Source organism: Streptomyces lincolnensis (genome assembly GCF_001685355.1).
Lineage (GTDB): Bacteria > Actinomycetota > Actinomycetes > Streptomycetales > Streptomycetaceae > Streptomyces > Streptomyces lincolnensis.
Map to the genome: position 1 here is coordinate 4,099,623 of NZ_CP016438.1, position 16,806 is coordinate 4,116,428.

Consider the following 16,806-nt stretch of genomic DNA (forward strand, 5'->3'; position numbering starts at 1 on the left):
GACGAGCGACCACACTATCGGCTGGGCATGAAGGCGGCCCGCCGCCTGTGGATAACCCACCTGCGACGGGCCGTCAGTGAACGGACATATGTGCGGACGTGCGCCCCTCGGAGCTACGGCTCCGCCGGAGTCGCGGTTCAGACCGCGGCCTTCTTCAGCCGGCGGCGTTCCCGCTCGGACAGGCCGCCCCAGATGCCGAATCTCTCGTCGTTGGCCAGGGCGTACTCGAGGCACTCGGAGCGGACCTCACAGGCGAGGCAGACCTTCTTGGCCTCGCGGGTGGAGCCGCCCTTCTCGGGGAAGAAGGACTCGGGATCGGTCTGGGCGCACAGCGCGCGCTCCTGCCAGCCGAGTTCCTCGTCCGCGTCGTCGACCAGCAGTTGCTGCACCGTCTCGGTCATGTGCGCCCCTCGTCTGTCTACTCGCGTCCCCGTGCTGCGGTCGTTACCGATTTCGGCTGAACGACACGAGTGAAATTACAAGTGTGCTGCTCCGGGCGAGTCAAGCCGAGATCTGCTATTGGGCCCCTTATTCACTCTGCGGAACCAAGGCCTTGCGGAAAGTGTTCAAATCGGCATAAACCTTGACACACAGATGCGGGCCGGAGGGTTCCCCGTCCCGCACACGGTCACTTTCGACCCTGTACGAAGAAGGACGCCCAGACGTTCGATCCCGTTGCGACACATCTGCCGAAGCGAAACGGATCACAGTCGGATCACGGAATCGCGCCGGGGTCAGTGCGCCCGGTTGTGCCCATGTGTCCCGGCCACCCCATGAACAAACCTTTCGCCTCGGAGGTGAACCGGATGAGGTGAAACATGTCCCACTTACCGGGTGCCGAGTTGACAGTGAAGGCATGAACCGATGTCCTTGTGGGCATGCTCGCGAACTTGGCACTCACCTCGACCCGCTCCGCCGGGTCCCCCGGTGCTGCCCACGCTCGTCGTAGCTGTTGTTGCTGTCCCAGCTGTTGAGCCCAACGCGCTCCGGCTGCCTCTGAGTCCACCGCGACTCGGCTGCTTGTTCCCACGCCCGGACCAGGGCACCTCTGTCTCCCGTGACCCGGGCCGACGGTACGCGACACCCAGCCCCCCGCTCTTCCGCCTCTTCCGCCGAGGACCACCGCACTCCATGAACAGCGACAGCGACCTCCAGATCGCCGGCGACATCCTCGAAGTCCCGCATCTGCTCCAGGCTCCCCGTGAGCACCCGGCCACCGTCGCCGACTTCGTCGGCCTGGCGCGCTCCATCGCCGCCGACCGCTCCGAGTGGGAGCACCTCGTCCGGTACGACGCGACCACCCGCTGGTACCACCGGCTGCGCACCGGCCCCGGCTACGAGGTGTGGCTGCTGTCCTGGGTGCCCGGCCAGGGCAGCGGACTGCACGACCACGGCCGCTCCTCCGGCGTCCTGACCGTCCTGGAGGGCGCGCTGACCGAGCGGACCGAGCGGGGCACGCGCGCGTTGGCGGCGGGCGCGCAGCGGGTCTTCGCACCGGGGTACGTGCACGAGGTGGTCAACGACGCGCTGGAACCGGCCATAAGCCTGCACGTGTACTACCCGGGGCTGACGGAGATGCCCATGCACTCGACCTGCGCCGGTCGTGAGGCGCACGAGATCGACGTCGTGACCGCCTGACGCGTTGTCGTACCCGCCTGCGAGACTTGCTCCCATGCGCATTGTGGTTCTGGCAGGCGGCATCGGTGGTGCACGGTTCCTGCGCGGTCTGAAGCAGGCCGTGCCGGACGCGGACGTCACCGTCATCGGCAACACGGGGGACGACATCCACCTCTTCGGGCTGAAGGTCTGCCCGGACCTCGACACGGTGATGTACACGCTCGGCGGCGGCATCAACGAGGAGCAGGGCTGGGGGCGGGCCGACGAGACCTTCCACCTCAAGGAGGAGCTCGCGGCCTACGGCGTCGGGCCCGAGTGGTTCGGGCTCGGCGACCGGGACTTCGCCACGCACATCGTGCGGACCCAGATGATCAGTGCCGGATACCCGCTGAGCGCGGTGACACAGGCGCTGTGCGACCGGTGGAAGCCGGGCGTCCGGCTGATCCCGATGACCGACGACCGGGTCGAGACGCATGTCGCCGTCACCCTGCCCGACAGCGGCTCCGGCAAGGGCTCCGGGGAGCGCAAGGCGGTCCATTTCCAGGAGTACTGGGTGCGGCTGCGGGCCTCGGTGCCGGCCGAGGCGATCGTGCCGGTGGGTGCGGAGCAGTCGAAGCCGGCGCCCGGGGTGCTGGAGGCGATCGCGGAGGCCGACATCGTGCTGTTCCCGCCCTCCAACCCGGTCGTCTCCGTGGGCACGATCCTCGCCGTGCCCGGCATCCGCGAGGCGATCGCCGAGGCCGGGGTGCCGGTGGTGGGCCTGTCCCCCATCGTCGGGGACGCGCCCGTGCGCGGGATGGCCGACAAGGTGCTCGCGGCGGTCGGCGTGGAGTCCACGGCCGCGGCGGTCGCCGAGCACTACGGCCCGGGACTGCTGGACGGCTGGCTGGTCGACACCGTCGACGAGGGCGCGGTGGAGCGGGTCGAGGCCGCCGGGATCCGGTGCCGGGCCGTACCGCTGATGATGACCGATGTGGACGCGGCCGCGCAGATGGCGCGTGAGGCGCTGGCGCTGGCGGAGGAGGTGCGGGCGGTTTGAGCGGCCTGTCTGTGGACGGCTACCGGGTCTGGGCCGTGGCCGGGCTGCCCGAGGTGCAGCAGGGCGACGATCTCGCGAAGCTGATCGCCGCCGCCGAACCCGGGCTGGTCGACGGGGACGTGCTCCTCGTCACCTCGAAGATCGTGTCCAAGGCCGAGGGCCGGGTCGTGGAGGCGTCCGACCGGGAGGCGGCCATCGACGCCGAGACCGTCCGGGTCGTGGCCCGGCGGGGTCCGCTGCGGATCGTCGAGAACCGGCAGGGGCTCGTCATGGCCGCCGCCGGGGTGGACGCCTCCAACACCCCGTCCGGAACCGTCCTGTTGCTGCCCGAGGATCCCGACGTGTCCGCGCGGGCGATCCGGGACGGGCTGCGGGACGTCCTCGGTGTCGACGTCGGCGTGGTCGTCACCGACACGTTCGGCAGACCCTGGCGCGCGGGCCTCACGGATGTCGCCATCGGCGCCGCCGGGGTGCGCGTACTGGACGATCTGCGCGGTGGCACGGACGCGTACGGCAATCCGCTCGGCGCGACCGTCGTGGCGACGGCGGACGAACTGGCCGGCGCGGGTGATCTGGTCAAGGGCAAGGCCGCCGGGCTGCCCGTCGCCGTGGTGCGCGGGCTGCCGCATGTGGTGGCCGAGGAGCACGGGGAGGGGGCGCGGGTCATGGTGCGCTCCGCGCGCGACGACATGTTCCGGCTGGGCACCTCGGAGGCGGTGCGGGAGGCGGTCACCCAGCGGCGCACGGTCCGGGCCTTCACGGACGAGCCGGTCGACCCGGACTCCGTACGCCGGGCCGTGGCCGCGGCCGTGACGGCGCCGGCACCGCACCACACGACACCGTGGCGGTTCGTGCTGCTGGAGTCGCGGGAGTCCCGGGTGCGGCTCCTGGACGCCATGCGCGACGCCTGGATCGCCGACCTGCGGCGGGACGGGAAGTCGGAGGAGTCCATCGCCAAGCGGGTGCGGCGCGGGGATGTGCTGCGCAAGGCGCCGTATCTCGTCGTGCCCTGTCTGGTCATGGACGGGTCGCACACCTACGGCGATCCGCGGCGGGACGGGGCCGAGCGGGAGATGTTCGTGGTCGCCGCGGGTGCGGGTGTGCAGAACTTCCTCGTCGCGCTGGCCGGGGAGCGGCTGGGGTCGGCGTGGGTGTCGTCGACGATGTTCTGCCGCGGGGTGGTGCGGGAGGTACTCGGGCTGCCCGGCGACTGGGATCCGATGGGGGCGGTCGCCGTCGGGCATCCGGCCGAGGCGCCGCGGGCCCGGCCGGAGCGGGATGCGGGGAGTTTCATCGAGGTGCGGTGAGTTGGGCCTAGCCTCTTAGAGCCTGTGGGGGGCTTGCGGGTCGTGCGGGCTCTCTCGTTTTTCGGTTCTTTCGTGTTCCGGTTCTCTCGTATCCCAGGGATCTCATTCGTGGCAGGACGGTTCTCTCCCCGGCCCACGCGTACCACCGTGCGCGGCGGGGAGGTCGCCGTGCCCGCTGGAGTGCCTCGGCAGCAGGCCGCGGGGCGGGTGCGGACCTGGGTGCCGGGGTGGCCCGTGGATCTCGGGCTGGTGCTCGGGGCGCTGCGGCGCGGGCCTGGGGATCCCACGTTCCGGGCGATGCCGGACGGGTCCGTGTGGCGGGCCAGCCTGACGCCCGTCGGGCCCGGGACGCTGCGCGTTTCCGCGTACGGCGGTGAGGTGCGCGGTGAGGCGTGGGGGCCGGGGGGTGAGTGGCTGCTCTCTCGGTTGCCGGAGTTGTTGGGGGCCGCCGACGATCCGGCCGCTTTCGTGCCCCGGCATCGGGTCGTGGCGCAGGCGTGGCATCGGCGGCCGGGGCTGCGGCTGACGCGGACCGGGCTGGTGCTGGAGTCGTTGATTCCGTCGATCCTGGAGCAGAAGGTCACGACCGATGAGGCGTATCGGGCGTGGCGGTTGCTGGTGCGGAAGTTCGGGGAGCCGGCTCCTGGGCCTGCGGCGGGCGGGCGGTTGTGGGTGATGCCTGCGCCTCGGACGTGGGCGTTGATTCCGTCCTGGGAGTGGCATCGGGCCGGGGTCGACAACAAGCGGGCGTCGACGATTCTGCGAGCGGTTCGGGTGGCGTGGCGGTTGGAGGAGGCCGTGTCGATGCCGGCGGTGGAGGCTCGGGGGCGGCTGGAAGTGGTGCCGGGGGTGGGGCCCTGGACTTCGGCGGAGGTGGTGCAGCGGAGTCATGGGGCGGCGGATGCGGTGACTGTGGGGGATCTGCATCTGCCGGGGATTGTGGGGTGGGCGTTGGCCGGGGATCGGTTTGCGGATGATGCGGTGATGTTGTCGTTGCTGGAGCCTTATGCGGGGCAGCGGCATCGGGCGGCTCGGTTGATCTTGTTGAGTGGGCGAGTGCCGGAGCGGCGGGGGCCGCGGATGCCGCGGGGGGATATCGGGCGGTTGTGATTCTTGCCGGATGCCGGGTGCCGTCCTTGTTTTCTTCGCCCCCGCCGCCCCTACCCGTCCCATCCCCAGGGGCTGCCGCCCCTTCGACCCCGCTCCCAGGGGGCTCCGCCCCCTGGACCCCTATCGGCCCTTAAGGGGCCTCGTCCTCAAACGCCGGACGGGCTGAAAGTGGCCGGGGTGGGTGGGGGATCGGGACGGCAAGAACCCCGGCCTCAGACGACGGACGGGCTGAAAGTGGTCGGGGTGGGTGGGGGATCGGGACGGCAGGAACCCCCGGCCTCAGACGACGGACGGGCTGAAAAGGACGGGCGGGTGCGGGATCGGGACGGCAAGAACCCCCGGCCTCAGACGACGGACGGGCTGAAAAGGACGGGCGGGTGCGGGATCGGGACGGCAAGAACCCCGGCCTCGGACGACGGACGGGCTGAATGACAACTGGCCCGGGGCTGGTGCGTACTGGACCAGCCGCAGTCGCCGACGGCGTTCAGCCCCCGCAGGGGCCACCCGCACCCGACCGCGAAAGTCGTACGGGTGGTGCGGGCGGGAAACAGCAGGCCCGGCCGGAGGCCCGGTGCCGTCCCATGCGCCCCCGGCGTTACTGATCCGAAGAGAAGCGGACCGCTCCCGCGGGGATTCGGGCGTCGCACCAGATGCGCATGCCGTCGCGGAGTTCGTTGTCGGGGCCGATGACGGCGCCGTCGCCGATGACGGTGTTGGTGAGGACGGAGCGTTCGCCGACGCGGGCGCGGGTGCCGATGAGGGAGTCGGTGATGACGGCGCCGGGTTCGATGACGGCGCCGGGGAGGATCGTGGAGCCGAAGACCCTCGCGCCCTCTGCCACGAAGGCGCCCTCGCCGACCACCGTGCCGCCGGTGAGCTTGGCGTCGGGGGCCACTCGGGCGGTGGGCAGGACGAGGCGGTCGCCGCAGCGGCCGGGGACGGCGGGGGACGGGGCGCGGCCCAGGACCAGGTCGGCCGAGCCGCGGACGAAGGCGGCCGGGGTGCCGAGGTCCAGCCAGTAGGTGGAGTCCACCATGCCCTGGAGGTGGGCGCCCGCGGACAGCAGGTCCGGGAACGTCTCGCGTTCGACGGAGACCGGGCGGCCCTGCGGGATCGTGTCGATGACCGAGCGGCGGAAGACGTACGCGCCCGCGTTGATCTGGTCGGTGACGATCTCCTCGGGGGTCTGGGGCTTCTCCAGGAACGCCAGGACCTTGCCCGTGTCGTCGGTGGGGACCAGGCCGTAGGCGCGGGGGTCGGTGACCTTGGTGAGGTGCAGCGACACGTCCGCGGAGGTGCGCTCGTGGGTGTCGACCAGGGCCCTGATGTCCAGGCCGGTCAGGATGTCGCCGTTGAAGATCAGGACCGGGTCGTCGGGAGCCGAGTGGAGGCGGGAGGCGACGTTGCGGATCGCGCCGCCGGTGCCGAGGGGCTCCTCCTCGGTGACGTACTCGATGTGCAGGCCCAGGGACGAGCCGTCGCCGAAGTACGGCTCGAAGACCTCCGCCAGGTAGGAGGTGGCGAGGACGATGTGATCCACGCCCGCCGCTCTCGCTCTCGCCAACTGGTGCGTGAGGAAGGGGACCCCGGCCGCGCGGACCATGGGTTTCGGCGTGTGCACCGTGAGGGGGCGCAGCCGGGTTCCCTTGCCGCCGACCAGGAGGATCGCTTCTGTCACGTCGTCTCCGCTTCCTGCCGGGACCGGCCGAACTGACTCCGAACTGACTTTCGGCCGGTCAGTGTATGCAGACCGTTGTGTGGCGCCTTCGTTGGCCGTGCGGCATGCAGCCTTCTGTCCCCCGACGGCGAAGAACGTGCCCCCCGAACAGACTGTCCGGCGCCCCACACGGTTCCCGGAACACGGTCCCGACCTGGTCGGTTCTAGCGTCCCTGGAGGCGGGCCGCCGTCGTGCGGGTCGTGCCGAGCTTCCGGTAGAGCTGCCAGCCGGGGCACTCCGTGGCGAAGCCGTCCCGGTGACCGGAGATCACGTTCAGTCGTACGTTCTTTCCCTTTCGGTAGAGATTGCCACCGCCGGACTTCAGATATGTCTTTCCGCGGGGATTGGCGCCGTGCAGACCGAGCTTCCACGCGGTGAGCCGGGCGATGGCCTTCACGGTGGCGGCGGGCGGTTTGGTGCCTCCGTGGCTGCCGAGGACGGCGATCCCCATGCTGTTGGTGTTGAACCCGAGCGTGTGTGCGCCGAGAACCGGCTTCGCCACGCCCCCGGCACGGCCCTCGTAGATGTTTCCGCACTTGTCGACGAGGAAGTTGTAGCCGACGTCACGCCAGCCCATGCTCTTGACGTGGTAGCGGTAGATACCGCGAATGACGGAGGACGCCTGCGCGCAGCGGTATCCGTTGCCGGATGCCGTGTGGTGGACGAAGGCGGCCTTGACCTTCTTCGTGTAGACGAACTTCTTCTCCCGCAGCTTCTCGTCCGCGCCCCAGCCGCGCCGCGTGACGATCCGCGGCCGCGGGCCGATGTACGGCTTCGCGCGCTGCGCCGGCGTCAGCTCACCGTCCCGCAGGGCGAGCAGCTCCCGTTCGGTCGCCTGCCGGTCGAGGGCGGGGATCTCGGTGGCGCCGAGAGGGGCCGACAGTTCGATGTTGACGGCGGAGGCGTCGACGGCGGCGAGGGCCTCGGCCGGTTCGGCGGTCGGGGCGATGTGGCGGGGCGCGATGTGGTGGGAGGCGGTGTGGCGGGGGGCCGTGACCGCGAGCGCCCGCTGGACGGAGGGCTCCTCGACCGCGAGGTCCGGGGCTGCCGGGTCCGGGGCTGCGGGGTCCTGGGCTGCGGGGTCCTGGGGCGGGGGCTCCTGGCCCGGGTCGACCAGTTCGAGGCGGAGGCCCGCCGGGAGGGGGGTGGTGGGGGTCGCCGTGCGGGGGCCGCGGGCCGTGTCCTCGGTCCGTGATTCCGTCTCCGCCCGGACGCGGACCTCCACGCCGTCCGAGTCGCCCACCCACAGGGGCGCGGTGGCCCCGCGGACACGGCCCGAGGTGCGCTCGGCGGTGTCCGGGTCGGCCGCGTGGTCGGCGTTGTGGGTCTCGACGTCCTGCCAGCCGGACCAGACGTCCGTGCCGGCGGCGCGGGTGCGGACCTGGACGCGGCCGTGCAGTTCGACGTCCGGGTCGTCCCAGATGACGCCGACGAGTGAGAAGTGCCGTACGTCCTGGCGGAACAGGCCCTGTTCGGTGGCGGGGCCGAGGGTGCGGTCGTGGGTGCGGGGGGCGAGGGGGAGCGACTGGGTGCCGCCGGGCAGCGTCGGCGCGGATCCCTTGCGCGCCGGTTCCGCCTCGGCCGGCCGGGCCGGGGCCGGTCTCGCTGCCGCGGTCGACACCGGTCTCGCCGCCGTGGCCGACACGCTCGCCCCGACCGGGGCGTGCGCCGCGGTCGCCGGCGGGGTCAGCGGGAGGGCCAGAGCGGCCGCACAGGTGACGCCGATCGAGGAAGCAAGAAGTCCACGCATGCCCCTGATAGTGGGCATAGTCATACATACCTGTCCATTGGGGAACTGACGGGCCGTTGGGAGGCGTTCCGCCGAACCGGTGGCCCCACGGGGGCTCGGGGCTCGATGCGGGGACGGGTGCCCGCGTACGCTTCTGCGGGTGACTGCCACCGATCGCACCCCTGCCGACCTGCTGCGTTCCGCGCTCGCCGCGGACCCCGGACGCCCTCTGGTGACCTTCTACGACGACGCCACGGGCGAGCGGGTCGAATTGTCCGTGGCCACCTTCGCCAATTGGGTGGCCAAGACCTCGAACCTTCTCCAGTCGGACCTCGCGGCGGCGCCCGGGGACCGGGTGGCGCTGCTGCTGCCCGCGCACTGGCAGACGGCCGTGTGGTTGCTGGCGTGTTCGTCGGTGGGGGTGATCGCGGACGTCGGCGGGGACGCGGGGGCCGCGGATGTCGTGGTGAGCGGCCCCGACTCGCTCGACGCGGCCCTGGCGTGTTCCGGGGAGCGGGTGGCGCTGGCGTTGCGGCCGCTGGGCGGGCGGTTCCCGCAGGCGCCGTCCGGGTTCGCGGACTACGCCGTCGAGGTGCCGAGCCAGGGGGACCGGTTCGCGCCGTTCGCTCCCGTGGATCCGGAGGAGCCCGCGCTGATCGTCGCCGGGCGGGAGTTCAGCGCGGCGGAGGTCGTGGACCGGGCTCGGGCGGAGGCGCCGGGGCTGGGGCTCACGGGGCCCGGGTCCCGACTGCTGTCGGGATTGCCGTACGACACGTGGGAGGGGCTGAACGCGGGGCTGTTCGGGCCGCTCGCCACGGGTGGGTCCGTGGTGCTGTGCCGGCATCTGGAGCGGTTGGACGAGGAGGCGCTGGCCAAGCGGATCGAGAGTGAGCGGGTGAGCGTGACGGCCCGGTAGGCGCCACCGCTTATGCCGCCGGGAGCGGGATGACCCCTCCCCCGTTCGGCCCAGCTCCACCCACCCCCCTCCCCCCGCCCACGGCATCGTCGTAGGAGGAGCCCGCACTGCACGCTCGTATGCCATGAGGGGTGGATTTCGACGTGAGCGACACCGGAGGTGGCGGGGTCGGGCTCGGGCCCGGGGTCGGGGCGTCTGCCACCGGCGGTGGACTGATACGGCGGCGGCGCCGGCGGTGGATGCGGGGCGGCGGGATCGCCGTGGCCGTGGTCGTGGTGGCGGCCGCCGGGGCGGGGTGGGGCGTCTACGCCAAGCTGGACGGGAACATCAGGTCGGACGACGCGGCCGCGACGGAGCTCGCGCGGTACGAGAAGGAACGGCCGACGGCGCTGGTGCGCGACGCGCAGAACATCCTGCTGATCGGGTCGGACTCGCGGTCGGGCGACGGGAACCGGCGCTACGGCAGGGACTCGGGGACCGAGCGGTCGGACACGACGATCCTGCTGCATCTGGCGGCGGGGCGGCGCAGCGCCACCGCGGTGTCCCTGCCGCGGGATCTGATGGTGGATGTGCCGGGGTGCGCGCGGCCCGACGGCAGCCGTACCGAGCCGATGTTCGCGATGTTCAACCAGGCGTTCCAGGTCGGGGGTTCGGCGTGCACGATCCGGACCGTTGAGCGGCTGACGGACATCCGGGTGGATCACCACATGGTCGTCGACTTCCATGGGTTCAAGGACATGGTGGACGCGGTCGACGGAGTCGAGGTGTGCCTGGCGGAGCCGATCCGCGACAAGGCGGCGAAACTGCGGCTGCCGGCGGGGCGGGTGAAGCTGAACGGGGAACAGGCGCTCGGATATGTGCGGGCGCGGAAGTCGTTGGGCAACGGCAGTGACACCGACCGGATGGACCGGCAGCAGCGTTTCCTCGGGGCGCTCGTCAACAAGGTGCGCGGCAATGACGTCCTGCTGAATCCGGTGAAGCTCTATCCCGTGCTGGACGCGGCCACTTCGTCACTCACGACCGACCCGGGACTGGCCAGCTTGCGCGGTTTGTACGAACTCGTCCGCGGCCTGCGTCACATCCCCACCGAACGTGTGCAATTCCTGACGGTGCCGCGGGAGTCGTATGTCTACAACGCCAATCGTGACCAGCTCGTCGAACCCGAGGCAGAAAAGTTGTTCGAGCGGTTGCGTGCGGACGCGCCGGTCGAGGTGACGCGGAACACGTCCCGGAATGCGGCGGCGGAAAGCGGCGATTCGGCCGACGGTGAGCACGAAGGCGGAGGAAACGGGAGTTTGTGCGAGTGCGGTGACTACGGGGAGTACACCGGCCGCGACGCGAGCGGCGGTTCCGGCGACGACGGGAAGGCGAAAAACAGGCGGCCCGACGAGCCCGCTTCCGCCCCGTCTCCGACGCCCACCTTCCGCGGGAACACCGCTGCCCAGGAGTCTTGCGGGTAAAGCATTCGCCAAGGCGACGAACGACCGTCCGAGAGAATGGGCGAATTGCCCGGTTGTAGGGACGTGGAATGCGTCACCGGCGCGCCTCCGCGTCATAAACGGCGGTTAGTGTGAGCGATCCGGTGCAACCGGCCAGAGGTCCGTCCTGGGGTCGAGCACTGTGACCGAGACCCGGGCGCCCTGGAGGGGGTGGGTGCCGCGCTGCCCCGACGGAGGAATCGGACAATCGTGGACGCGCAAGGCCGTGGGCGGGCGGACGACATCGACCCCGCAGACCAGTGGGTGCTCAATCCGAACACTGGCGAATACGAACTGCGACTGAGCCCATCCGCACCGCAGTCGGCGGTGCCCGGACCCCGCAGATCCCCCGCGCGTGAAGCGGGTGGCGCGGGCGCCGTGATCGGCGGCAGGGCGGTCAACCGCACGGCGGCCCCCGCCCGCCCGGCACCCGGCGCACCCGGGCGTGAGGTACCGCCCCCGCGCAGGCGGCGCGGCGTGCCGGAGGAGCCGCCGCCCGGGCGGCGCGGTCGCCGGCCGGCGAAGAAGTCGAAGGCGAAGGCGAAGAAGGCCCTGCTGTGGACCGGCGGAACCATGGCGTTCCTGCTGGTGGCCGGGGCGGGCGGCGCCTACCTCTACATCGAGCACCTCAACGGCAACATCACCTCCGTCGCCGACGACGGCGCGAGCACCGGCGGCTTCCAGAAGGACAAGGCGATCAACATCCTGTTGATCGGCACGGACAAGCGCACGGGCTCGGGCAACGAGGGCTACGGCGACGCCGGCAGCGTCGGCCACGCAGACACCACGATCCTGCTGCACGTCTCCAAGGACCGCACGAACGCGACCGCGCTGAGCATCCCGCGCGACCTGATCACGGACGTCCCGGACTGCCCGACCACACAGGAGGACGGCACCCGGAAGATCATCCCGGGCACCGAGGACGTCCGCTTCAACACCAGCCTCGGCCAGGACGGCCGTACGCCGAGCTGCACCATGCGGACCGTCACCGAGCTGACGGGCGTCACCCCCGACAACTTCATGGTGGCCGACTTCAACGCGGTCAAGACGCTGACCACGGCGGTCGGCGGGGTCGACGTGTGCCTCGGCAAGGACATCGACGACCCGGACTCGCACCTGAAGCTGAAGAAGGGGATGCAGCACATCTCGGGCGAGACGGCGCTCGCGTTCGTGCGCACCCGGCACGCGGTCGGGTTCGGCGGCGACCTGAGCCGGATCACGCTCCAGCAGAACTTCCTCAGCGCGCTGATGCGGAAGCTGAAGTCCAACGACACGCTCACCAGCCCCTCGAAGATGATCAAGCTGGCGGAGGCGGGCACCAAGGCGCTGACCGTGGACTCCCAGCTGGACAGCATCACCAAGCTCAAGGACCTGGGCATGGAGCTGGGCAAGCTGAACATCAAGAACCTGACGTTCACCACGGTCCCGGTGATCGACAACCCGGCGGAGAAGGTCAAGGCGACCGTCGTCGTCAACCCGACGTCCGCTCCCCAGGTGTTCGACATGATCAAGAACGATGTGTCGTTCACCGAGGTCAAGGCGGAGAAGAAGAAGGAGGCGGCCGCGGTCGCCGCCCGTCTGAAGGGCACCAAGGCCGACGCCTCCGAGGTCCGGGTGCAGATCATGAACGGCGGCGCGGAGGCGGGCAGCGCGCAGGCGGAGCTGGAGTACCTCCAGAACTCCGAGGGCGTGCTGAAGTCGGAGAACGCGGGCAACGCCCCGCAGGAGCTGAGCAAGACCACCCTCGAGTACGCTCCCGACCAGGCCGACCAGGCCCGCCGTCTCGCGGACATCCTGGGACTGTCCGGCTCGGCGATGAAGCCGGGCGAGAGCGTGACCAACTCCCAGGGCCTGCCGACGATGACGCTGACCCTGGGCAAGGACTTCAAGGGCGCCGGAGTGAAGCTCAACTCCTCCTCCGGGGCAACCCCCGAGGGGGTTCAGAAGTCCACTGCTGACAAGGTCGAGTGCGCCAAGTGACCTGACGGGCCTGTCGTACGTCTAACGGGGCGTACCGGCAGGCCCGTTCGACGGCACGAGGGTGGGGAGCAGGGGATGACGCACAGCAGTGTGCATGGGGAGGGGACCCGACCGGGCGTCCGGGAAAGCCGTCGTGGGGACGACGGAACCGGTCGCGGCGAGGACGGTGGCGGCAGCGGCAGACCCGCCGGCCCCGGCGGTGGTTCCACAGGCTCCAAGGGTTCCAGGGGTTCCAGGGGTTCCAAGGGCTCGGGGGGCGGGCACGGCGGGCGGCGCGGCCGTCGGCAGGCCGGGCGCAAGCACCGCATGCTCCGCTGGTCCGCGACGACCCTCGCGGTGCTGATACTCGGTACGGCCGGTGCCGGTTACCTCTACTACCAGCACCTCAACGGCAACATCGAGAAGGGCGAGCGCAGCAGCGGCGACTCCAAGGCCCGCAAGGCGGAGCCGAACGCGGCCGGGCAGACGCCGGTGAACATCCTGCTGATCGGTTCCGACAGCCGTAACTCCGACGAGAACGTGGCACTCGGCGGCAGCCGGGACAACCGCGGCAACCCGCCGCTGGCGGACGTGCAGATGCTCATCCACCTGTCCGCGGACCGCAAGAGCGCCGCGGTGGTCAGCATTCCGCGCGACACCCGGGTGGACATCCCGGCGTGCGAGGACCCCAAGACCGGCGACAAGTTCCGGGCCACCAACCGGATCATCAACCAGTCGCTGGCCCGCGGCGGCGCCGGCTGCACGCTGGCCACCTGGCAGAACCTCACCGGCATCTACATCGACCACTGGATGACGATCGACTTCGCGGGCGTGGTGAGCATGGCCGACGCCATCGGCGGCGTCGAGGTCTGTGTCAACCAGAACGTGTGGGACCGCCCGCTGCCCGGCGTGTCCGGCGGCTCCGGACTGAAGATGAAGGCCGGCACCAGGAAGGTCCAGGGCGAGCAGGCACTTCAGTGGCTGCGCACCCGGCACGCCTGGGGCAGCGACCCGCTGCGGGCGCGGGCCCAGCACATGTACATGAACTCGATGATCCGCACGCTGAAGGACCAGAACGTCTTCACCGACGGCGGCCGGCTGATGGGCCTGGCCGAGGCGGCCACCGACTCACTGGTGGTCTCCGAGGAGCTCGGCTCGGTCAAGGAGCTCTACGACCTGGCGATGCAGCTCAAGACGGTGCCCACGGACCGCATCACCATGACCACGATGCCGACCGTCCAGGATCCCCAGGACATCAACCACCTGGTGCCGGACGAGGACGACGCCGAGAAGATGTGGGCGATGCTCCGCGACGACGTGCCCTTCGACGACAAGGGCGGCAGCGGCTCGAAGGCGAAGCCGCAGGCGGAACGGACGGAGCAGACGCAGCGGACGGCGAGTGCCGACCCCTCCGCCCCGAAGGACGAGATCGGCGTCCTGGTGCAGAACGCCACCCGGACCACCACGCTCGCACCGGTGTCCGGCCGGGCCGGCACGATCGCCCAGGCGCTGGTCGGCAAGGGCTACGCCCAGGCGGCCAAGGACAGCGCGGCGGCGCCTTCCGAGGCGAAGACCATCGTGCGTTATCCGAGCGCCGAACTCCGGGGCGACGCCCAGGAGGTCGCCAAGTCCCTCGGCATTCCGACGAGTTCGGTGCAGCGGTCGACGGATGTGTCGGGTGTCACCGTGGTGGTCGGTGCCGACTGGCGTACGGGGACCGCATATCCGAAGCAGTCGCCGCCGAAGGCCGGGGACCTTCCCAGCACGTCGGACGCCATCAACGGCTCGGACACCAAGCAGTGCATGGATGTCTACAAGCCCTATCGCCGGTAGTTTCCAACTGCCCCCGCTCGAACTCTCTTTCAAACAAAACCCGAGGAAAGTTCACTCGATGCCCAGGCGTGCGGATAGTGTGAGCGATTCAGTGGGGGTTGAAGGTGCCAGTGTGGCCCTGACGAAGGATTCGGACAACCTTGGACGCACCAGGCCGTGGGCGGGCGGAAGACATCGATCCCGCAGACCAGTGGGTACTCAATCCGAACACCGGCGAATACGAACTGCGACTGACTCCTTCCGCACCGCAGTCGGCCGTTCCCGGACCTCGTAGAACCGCCTCCCCCCACACGGGGGCGGCGCGCACGCGTACGGCCCCGGCCACCGCCCCGGGCCGTCAGGTCCCGCCCCCGCGGCGCCGGCAGCCGCCCGGGGACCCGCTGCCCGGTCGGCGCGGGCGCCGGCCGGCGAAGCAGAAGTCGAAGGGCAAGAAGGCCGTGCTGTGGACCGGCGGCAGCCTGGCGTTCGTCCTGGTCGCCACGGCCGGGGCCGGCTACTTCTACCTCCAGCACCTCGCGGGCAACATCGACACGACCGACGTCGGTGACGCGGGCGCCAGCAGCTTCAAGAAGGACGAGGCGTTCAACATCCTCGTCGTCGGCACCGACAAGCGCACCGGCGAGGGCAACGACGGCTACGGCGACAAGGGCAGCCTGGGGCACGCCGACACCACGATCCTGCTGCATGTCTCCAAGGACCGCTCGAACGCGACCGCGATGAGCATCCCGCGCGACCTGATCGTCGACATCCCCGACTGCCAGACCAAGAAGGACGACGGCAGTAAGGAAACCGTCCCGGGCCTCCAGGGTGTCCGCTTCAACCGGAGCCTCGGGGAGAGCGGCCGGGACGCGGGCTGCACGATGCGTACGGTGAAGGAGGCCACCGGTATCCAGCCCCACCACTTCATGATGGCCGACTTCAACGCGGTCAAGACGCTGACGTCGGCGGTGGACGGTGTCGAGGTGTGCGTGTCGAGGCCCGTCAACGACAAGCAGTCCAAGCTCGTCCTGCCGGCGGGTGAGTCCACGGTCGAGGGCGAGCGGGCCCTCGCCTTCCTGCGGACCCGCAAGAGCTTCGGCAACAGCGGTGACCTCGACCGCATCAAGGTGCAGCAGCAGTTCCTGGGCTCGCTGATGCGCAAGATGTCCTCCAGCGACACCCTGACCAACCCCAAGAAGCTGTTGAACCTGGCCGAGGCCGCGACCAAGGCGCTGACCGTGGACTCCGCGATCGGTGACGTCGGCACGCTGAAGGACGTGGCGCTGGAGCTGAAGAAGGTGCCGCCGAAGAACATCACGTTCATGACGATCCCGGTGAAGGACAACCCCGCCGAGACGATCAAGGCGACGGTGGTCGTCAACGAGGACCAGGCACCGCAGGTCTTCGAGATGATCCAGAACGACATCTCGTTCACCGAGGTCAAGGCGCAGGAGAAGAAGGAGGCGGCCGCGGTCGCCGCCCGTCTCAAGGGCACCAAGTCCGCCGCCTCCGAGGTCCGGGTGCGCGTCCTGAACGGCGGGGCCGCGTCCGGCAGCGCGCAGAAGGAACTGGACCACCTCCAGAACGCCGAGGGCGTGCTGAAGTCCGAGAACGCGGGCAACGCGGGCACCGACCAGGCGAAGACGACCCTGGAGTACGCCCCCGAGCAGGCCGACCAGGCCCGCCGCCTCGCCGACATCATGGGCCTGTCCGGGTCCGCGATGAAGCCGGGCAAGAGCGAGCCCAACGCCCAGGGCCTGCCCACCATGACCCTGATCCTCGGCAAGGACTTCAAGGGCGCGGGCGTGAAGCTGAACGGCGGGTCGGTGAAGACACCGGGCGTGGAGAAGTCCACGGCGGACGAGGTGAAGTGCGCGAACTGATCGGCTGACGACGGTCCGGGGCGGCGCCCCGGGCCGCCCCGGAGAGCCACCGGCCCAGGCCTCCACGGCCGGGACGTCAGGGACGCCGAGGCTACGGAGGACCACTCGGGCCGCCACCGTCGGAGACCGCTGAGGCGTCGAGGGTCGTCTCGGGCCGCCGTCAGGGAAGTCGAGGCCGTCGAGAATCGCGCTGGCCGCGGCCGCAGGCTCGCAGCGGCTGTTGTCAGGGACAGCCGGG

12 protein-coding genes are annotated in these 16,806 nt (G+C 70.6%); 9 read left to right on the forward strand and 3 right to left on the reverse strand.

What is annotated here, in order from left to right:
- Window positions 1–137: 137 nt before the first annotated feature.
- Window positions 138–401, reverse strand: coding sequence for a WhiB family transcriptional regulator (locus SLINC_RS18060; protein WP_010034659.1), 264 nt, complete (start codon window positions 399–401; stop codon window positions 138–140).
- A 730-nt stretch (window positions 402–1,131) separates the two neighbouring features.
- On the opposite strand from SLINC_RS18060, the gene SLINC_RS18065 reads away from it, so the two are divergent.
- From SLINC_RS18065 to SLINC_RS18080, 4 genes are all read left to right on the forward strand, one after another.
- Window positions 1,132–1,638 carry a cysteine dioxygenase gene (locus tag SLINC_RS18065; RefSeq protein ID WP_067433822.1) on the forward strand — a complete coding sequence of 169 codons (507 nt, stop codon included), beginning with the start codon at window positions 1,132–1,134 and terminating at the stop codon, window positions 1,636–1,638.
- A gap of 34 nt (window positions 1,639–1,672) precedes the next feature.
- Window positions 1,673–2,656, forward strand: coding sequence for a 2-phospho-L-lactate transferase (gene cofD / locus SLINC_RS18070; protein ID WP_067433824.1), 984 nt, complete (start codon window positions 1,673–1,675; stop codon window positions 2,654–2,656).
- Window positions 2,653–3,963, forward strand: coding sequence for a coenzyme F420-0:L-glutamate ligase (locus SLINC_RS18075; RefSeq protein WP_067433827.1), 1,311 nt, complete (start codon window positions 2,653–2,655; stop codon window positions 3,961–3,963). Before cofD ends, SLINC_RS18075 begins: the two co-directional genes overlap by 4 nt.
- Window positions 3,964–4,071: 108 nt before the next feature.
- Window positions 4,072–5,073, forward strand: coding sequence for a DNA-3-methyladenine glycosylase family protein (locus SLINC_RS18080; protein ID WP_079165130.1), 1,002 nt, complete (start codon window positions 4,072–4,074; stop codon window positions 5,071–5,073).
- 595 nt (window positions 5,074–5,668) lie between these two features.
- Here SLINC_RS18080 and manB read toward each other — a convergent pair.
- Together manB and SLINC_RS18090 are read right to left on the reverse strand one after the other, a co-directional pair.
- A complete protein-coding gene (gene manB, locus SLINC_RS18085) occupies window positions 5,669–6,751 on the reverse strand; it encodes a mannose-1-phosphate guanylyltransferase (RefSeq protein ID WP_067433833.1) in 1,083 nt (360 codons plus the stop codon).
- Window positions 6,752–6,954: 203 nt separating this feature from the next.
- A complete protein-coding gene (locus tag SLINC_RS18090) occupies window positions 6,955–8,541 on the reverse strand; it encodes a peptidoglycan recognition protein family protein (RefSeq protein WP_067433836.1) in 1,587 nt (528 codons plus the stop codon).
- Between the two features lie 139 nt (window positions 8,542–8,680).
- Here SLINC_RS18090 and SLINC_RS18095 point away from each other — a divergent pair, with 139 nt between their 5' ends.
- The 5 genes from SLINC_RS18095 to SLINC_RS18115 all read left to right on the forward strand — a co-directional run bounded on the left by SLINC_RS18095 (window position 8,681) and on the right by SLINC_RS18115 (window position 16,568).
- On the forward strand, window positions 8,681–9,436 hold the full coding sequence (locus SLINC_RS18095; protein ID WP_067433839.1) for a TIGR03089 family protein: 756 nt from the start codon (window positions 8,681–8,683) through the stop codon (window positions 9,434–9,436).
- 143 nt (window positions 9,437–9,579) lie between these two features.
- A complete protein-coding gene (locus SLINC_RS18100) occupies window positions 9,580–10,896 on the forward strand; it encodes an LCP family protein (protein ID WP_067445464.1) in 1,317 nt (438 codons plus the stop codon).
- A 228-nt stretch (window positions 10,897–11,124) separates the two neighbouring features.
- Window positions 11,125–12,894, forward strand: coding sequence for an LCP family protein (locus SLINC_RS18105; protein WP_079164587.1), 1,770 nt, complete (start codon window positions 11,125–11,127; stop codon window positions 12,892–12,894).
- Between the two features lie 75 nt (window positions 12,895–12,969).
- Complete coding sequence (locus SLINC_RS18110) at window positions 12,970–14,706, forward strand: LCP family protein (RefSeq protein WP_079164588.1); 1,737 nt, start codon at window positions 12,970–12,972, stop codon at window positions 14,704–14,706.
- A 140-nt stretch (window positions 14,707–14,846) separates the two neighbouring features.
- A complete protein-coding gene (locus SLINC_RS18115; RefSeq protein WP_079164589.1) occupies window positions 14,847–16,568 on the forward strand; it encodes an LCP family protein in 1,722 nt (573 codons plus the stop codon).
- Window positions 16,569–16,806: the final 238 nt, after the last annotated feature.

Excerpts from the sequence above, each read along its gene's own strand:
- SLINC_RS18090 (WP_067433836.1), bottom strand. The coding sequence starts at position 8,541 with ATGCGTGGACTTCTTGCTTCCTCGATCGGCGTCACCTGTGCGGCCGCT.
- SLINC_RS18065 (WP_067433822.1), top strand. The coding sequence starts at position 1,132 with ATGAACAGCGACAGCGACCTCCAGATCGCCGGCGACATCCTCGAAGTC.
- cofD (WP_067433824.1), top strand. The coding sequence starts at position 1,673 with ATGCGCATTGTGGTTCTGGCAGGCGGCATCGGTGGTGCACGGTTCCTG.
- SLINC_RS18110 (WP_079164588.1), top strand. The coding sequence starts at position 12,970 with ATGACGCACAGCAGTGTGCATGGGGAGGGGACCCGACCGGGCGTCCGG.
- SLINC_RS18060 (WP_010034659.1), bottom strand. The coding sequence starts at position 401 with ATGACCGAGACGGTGCAGCAACTGCTGGTCGACGACGCGGACGAGGAA.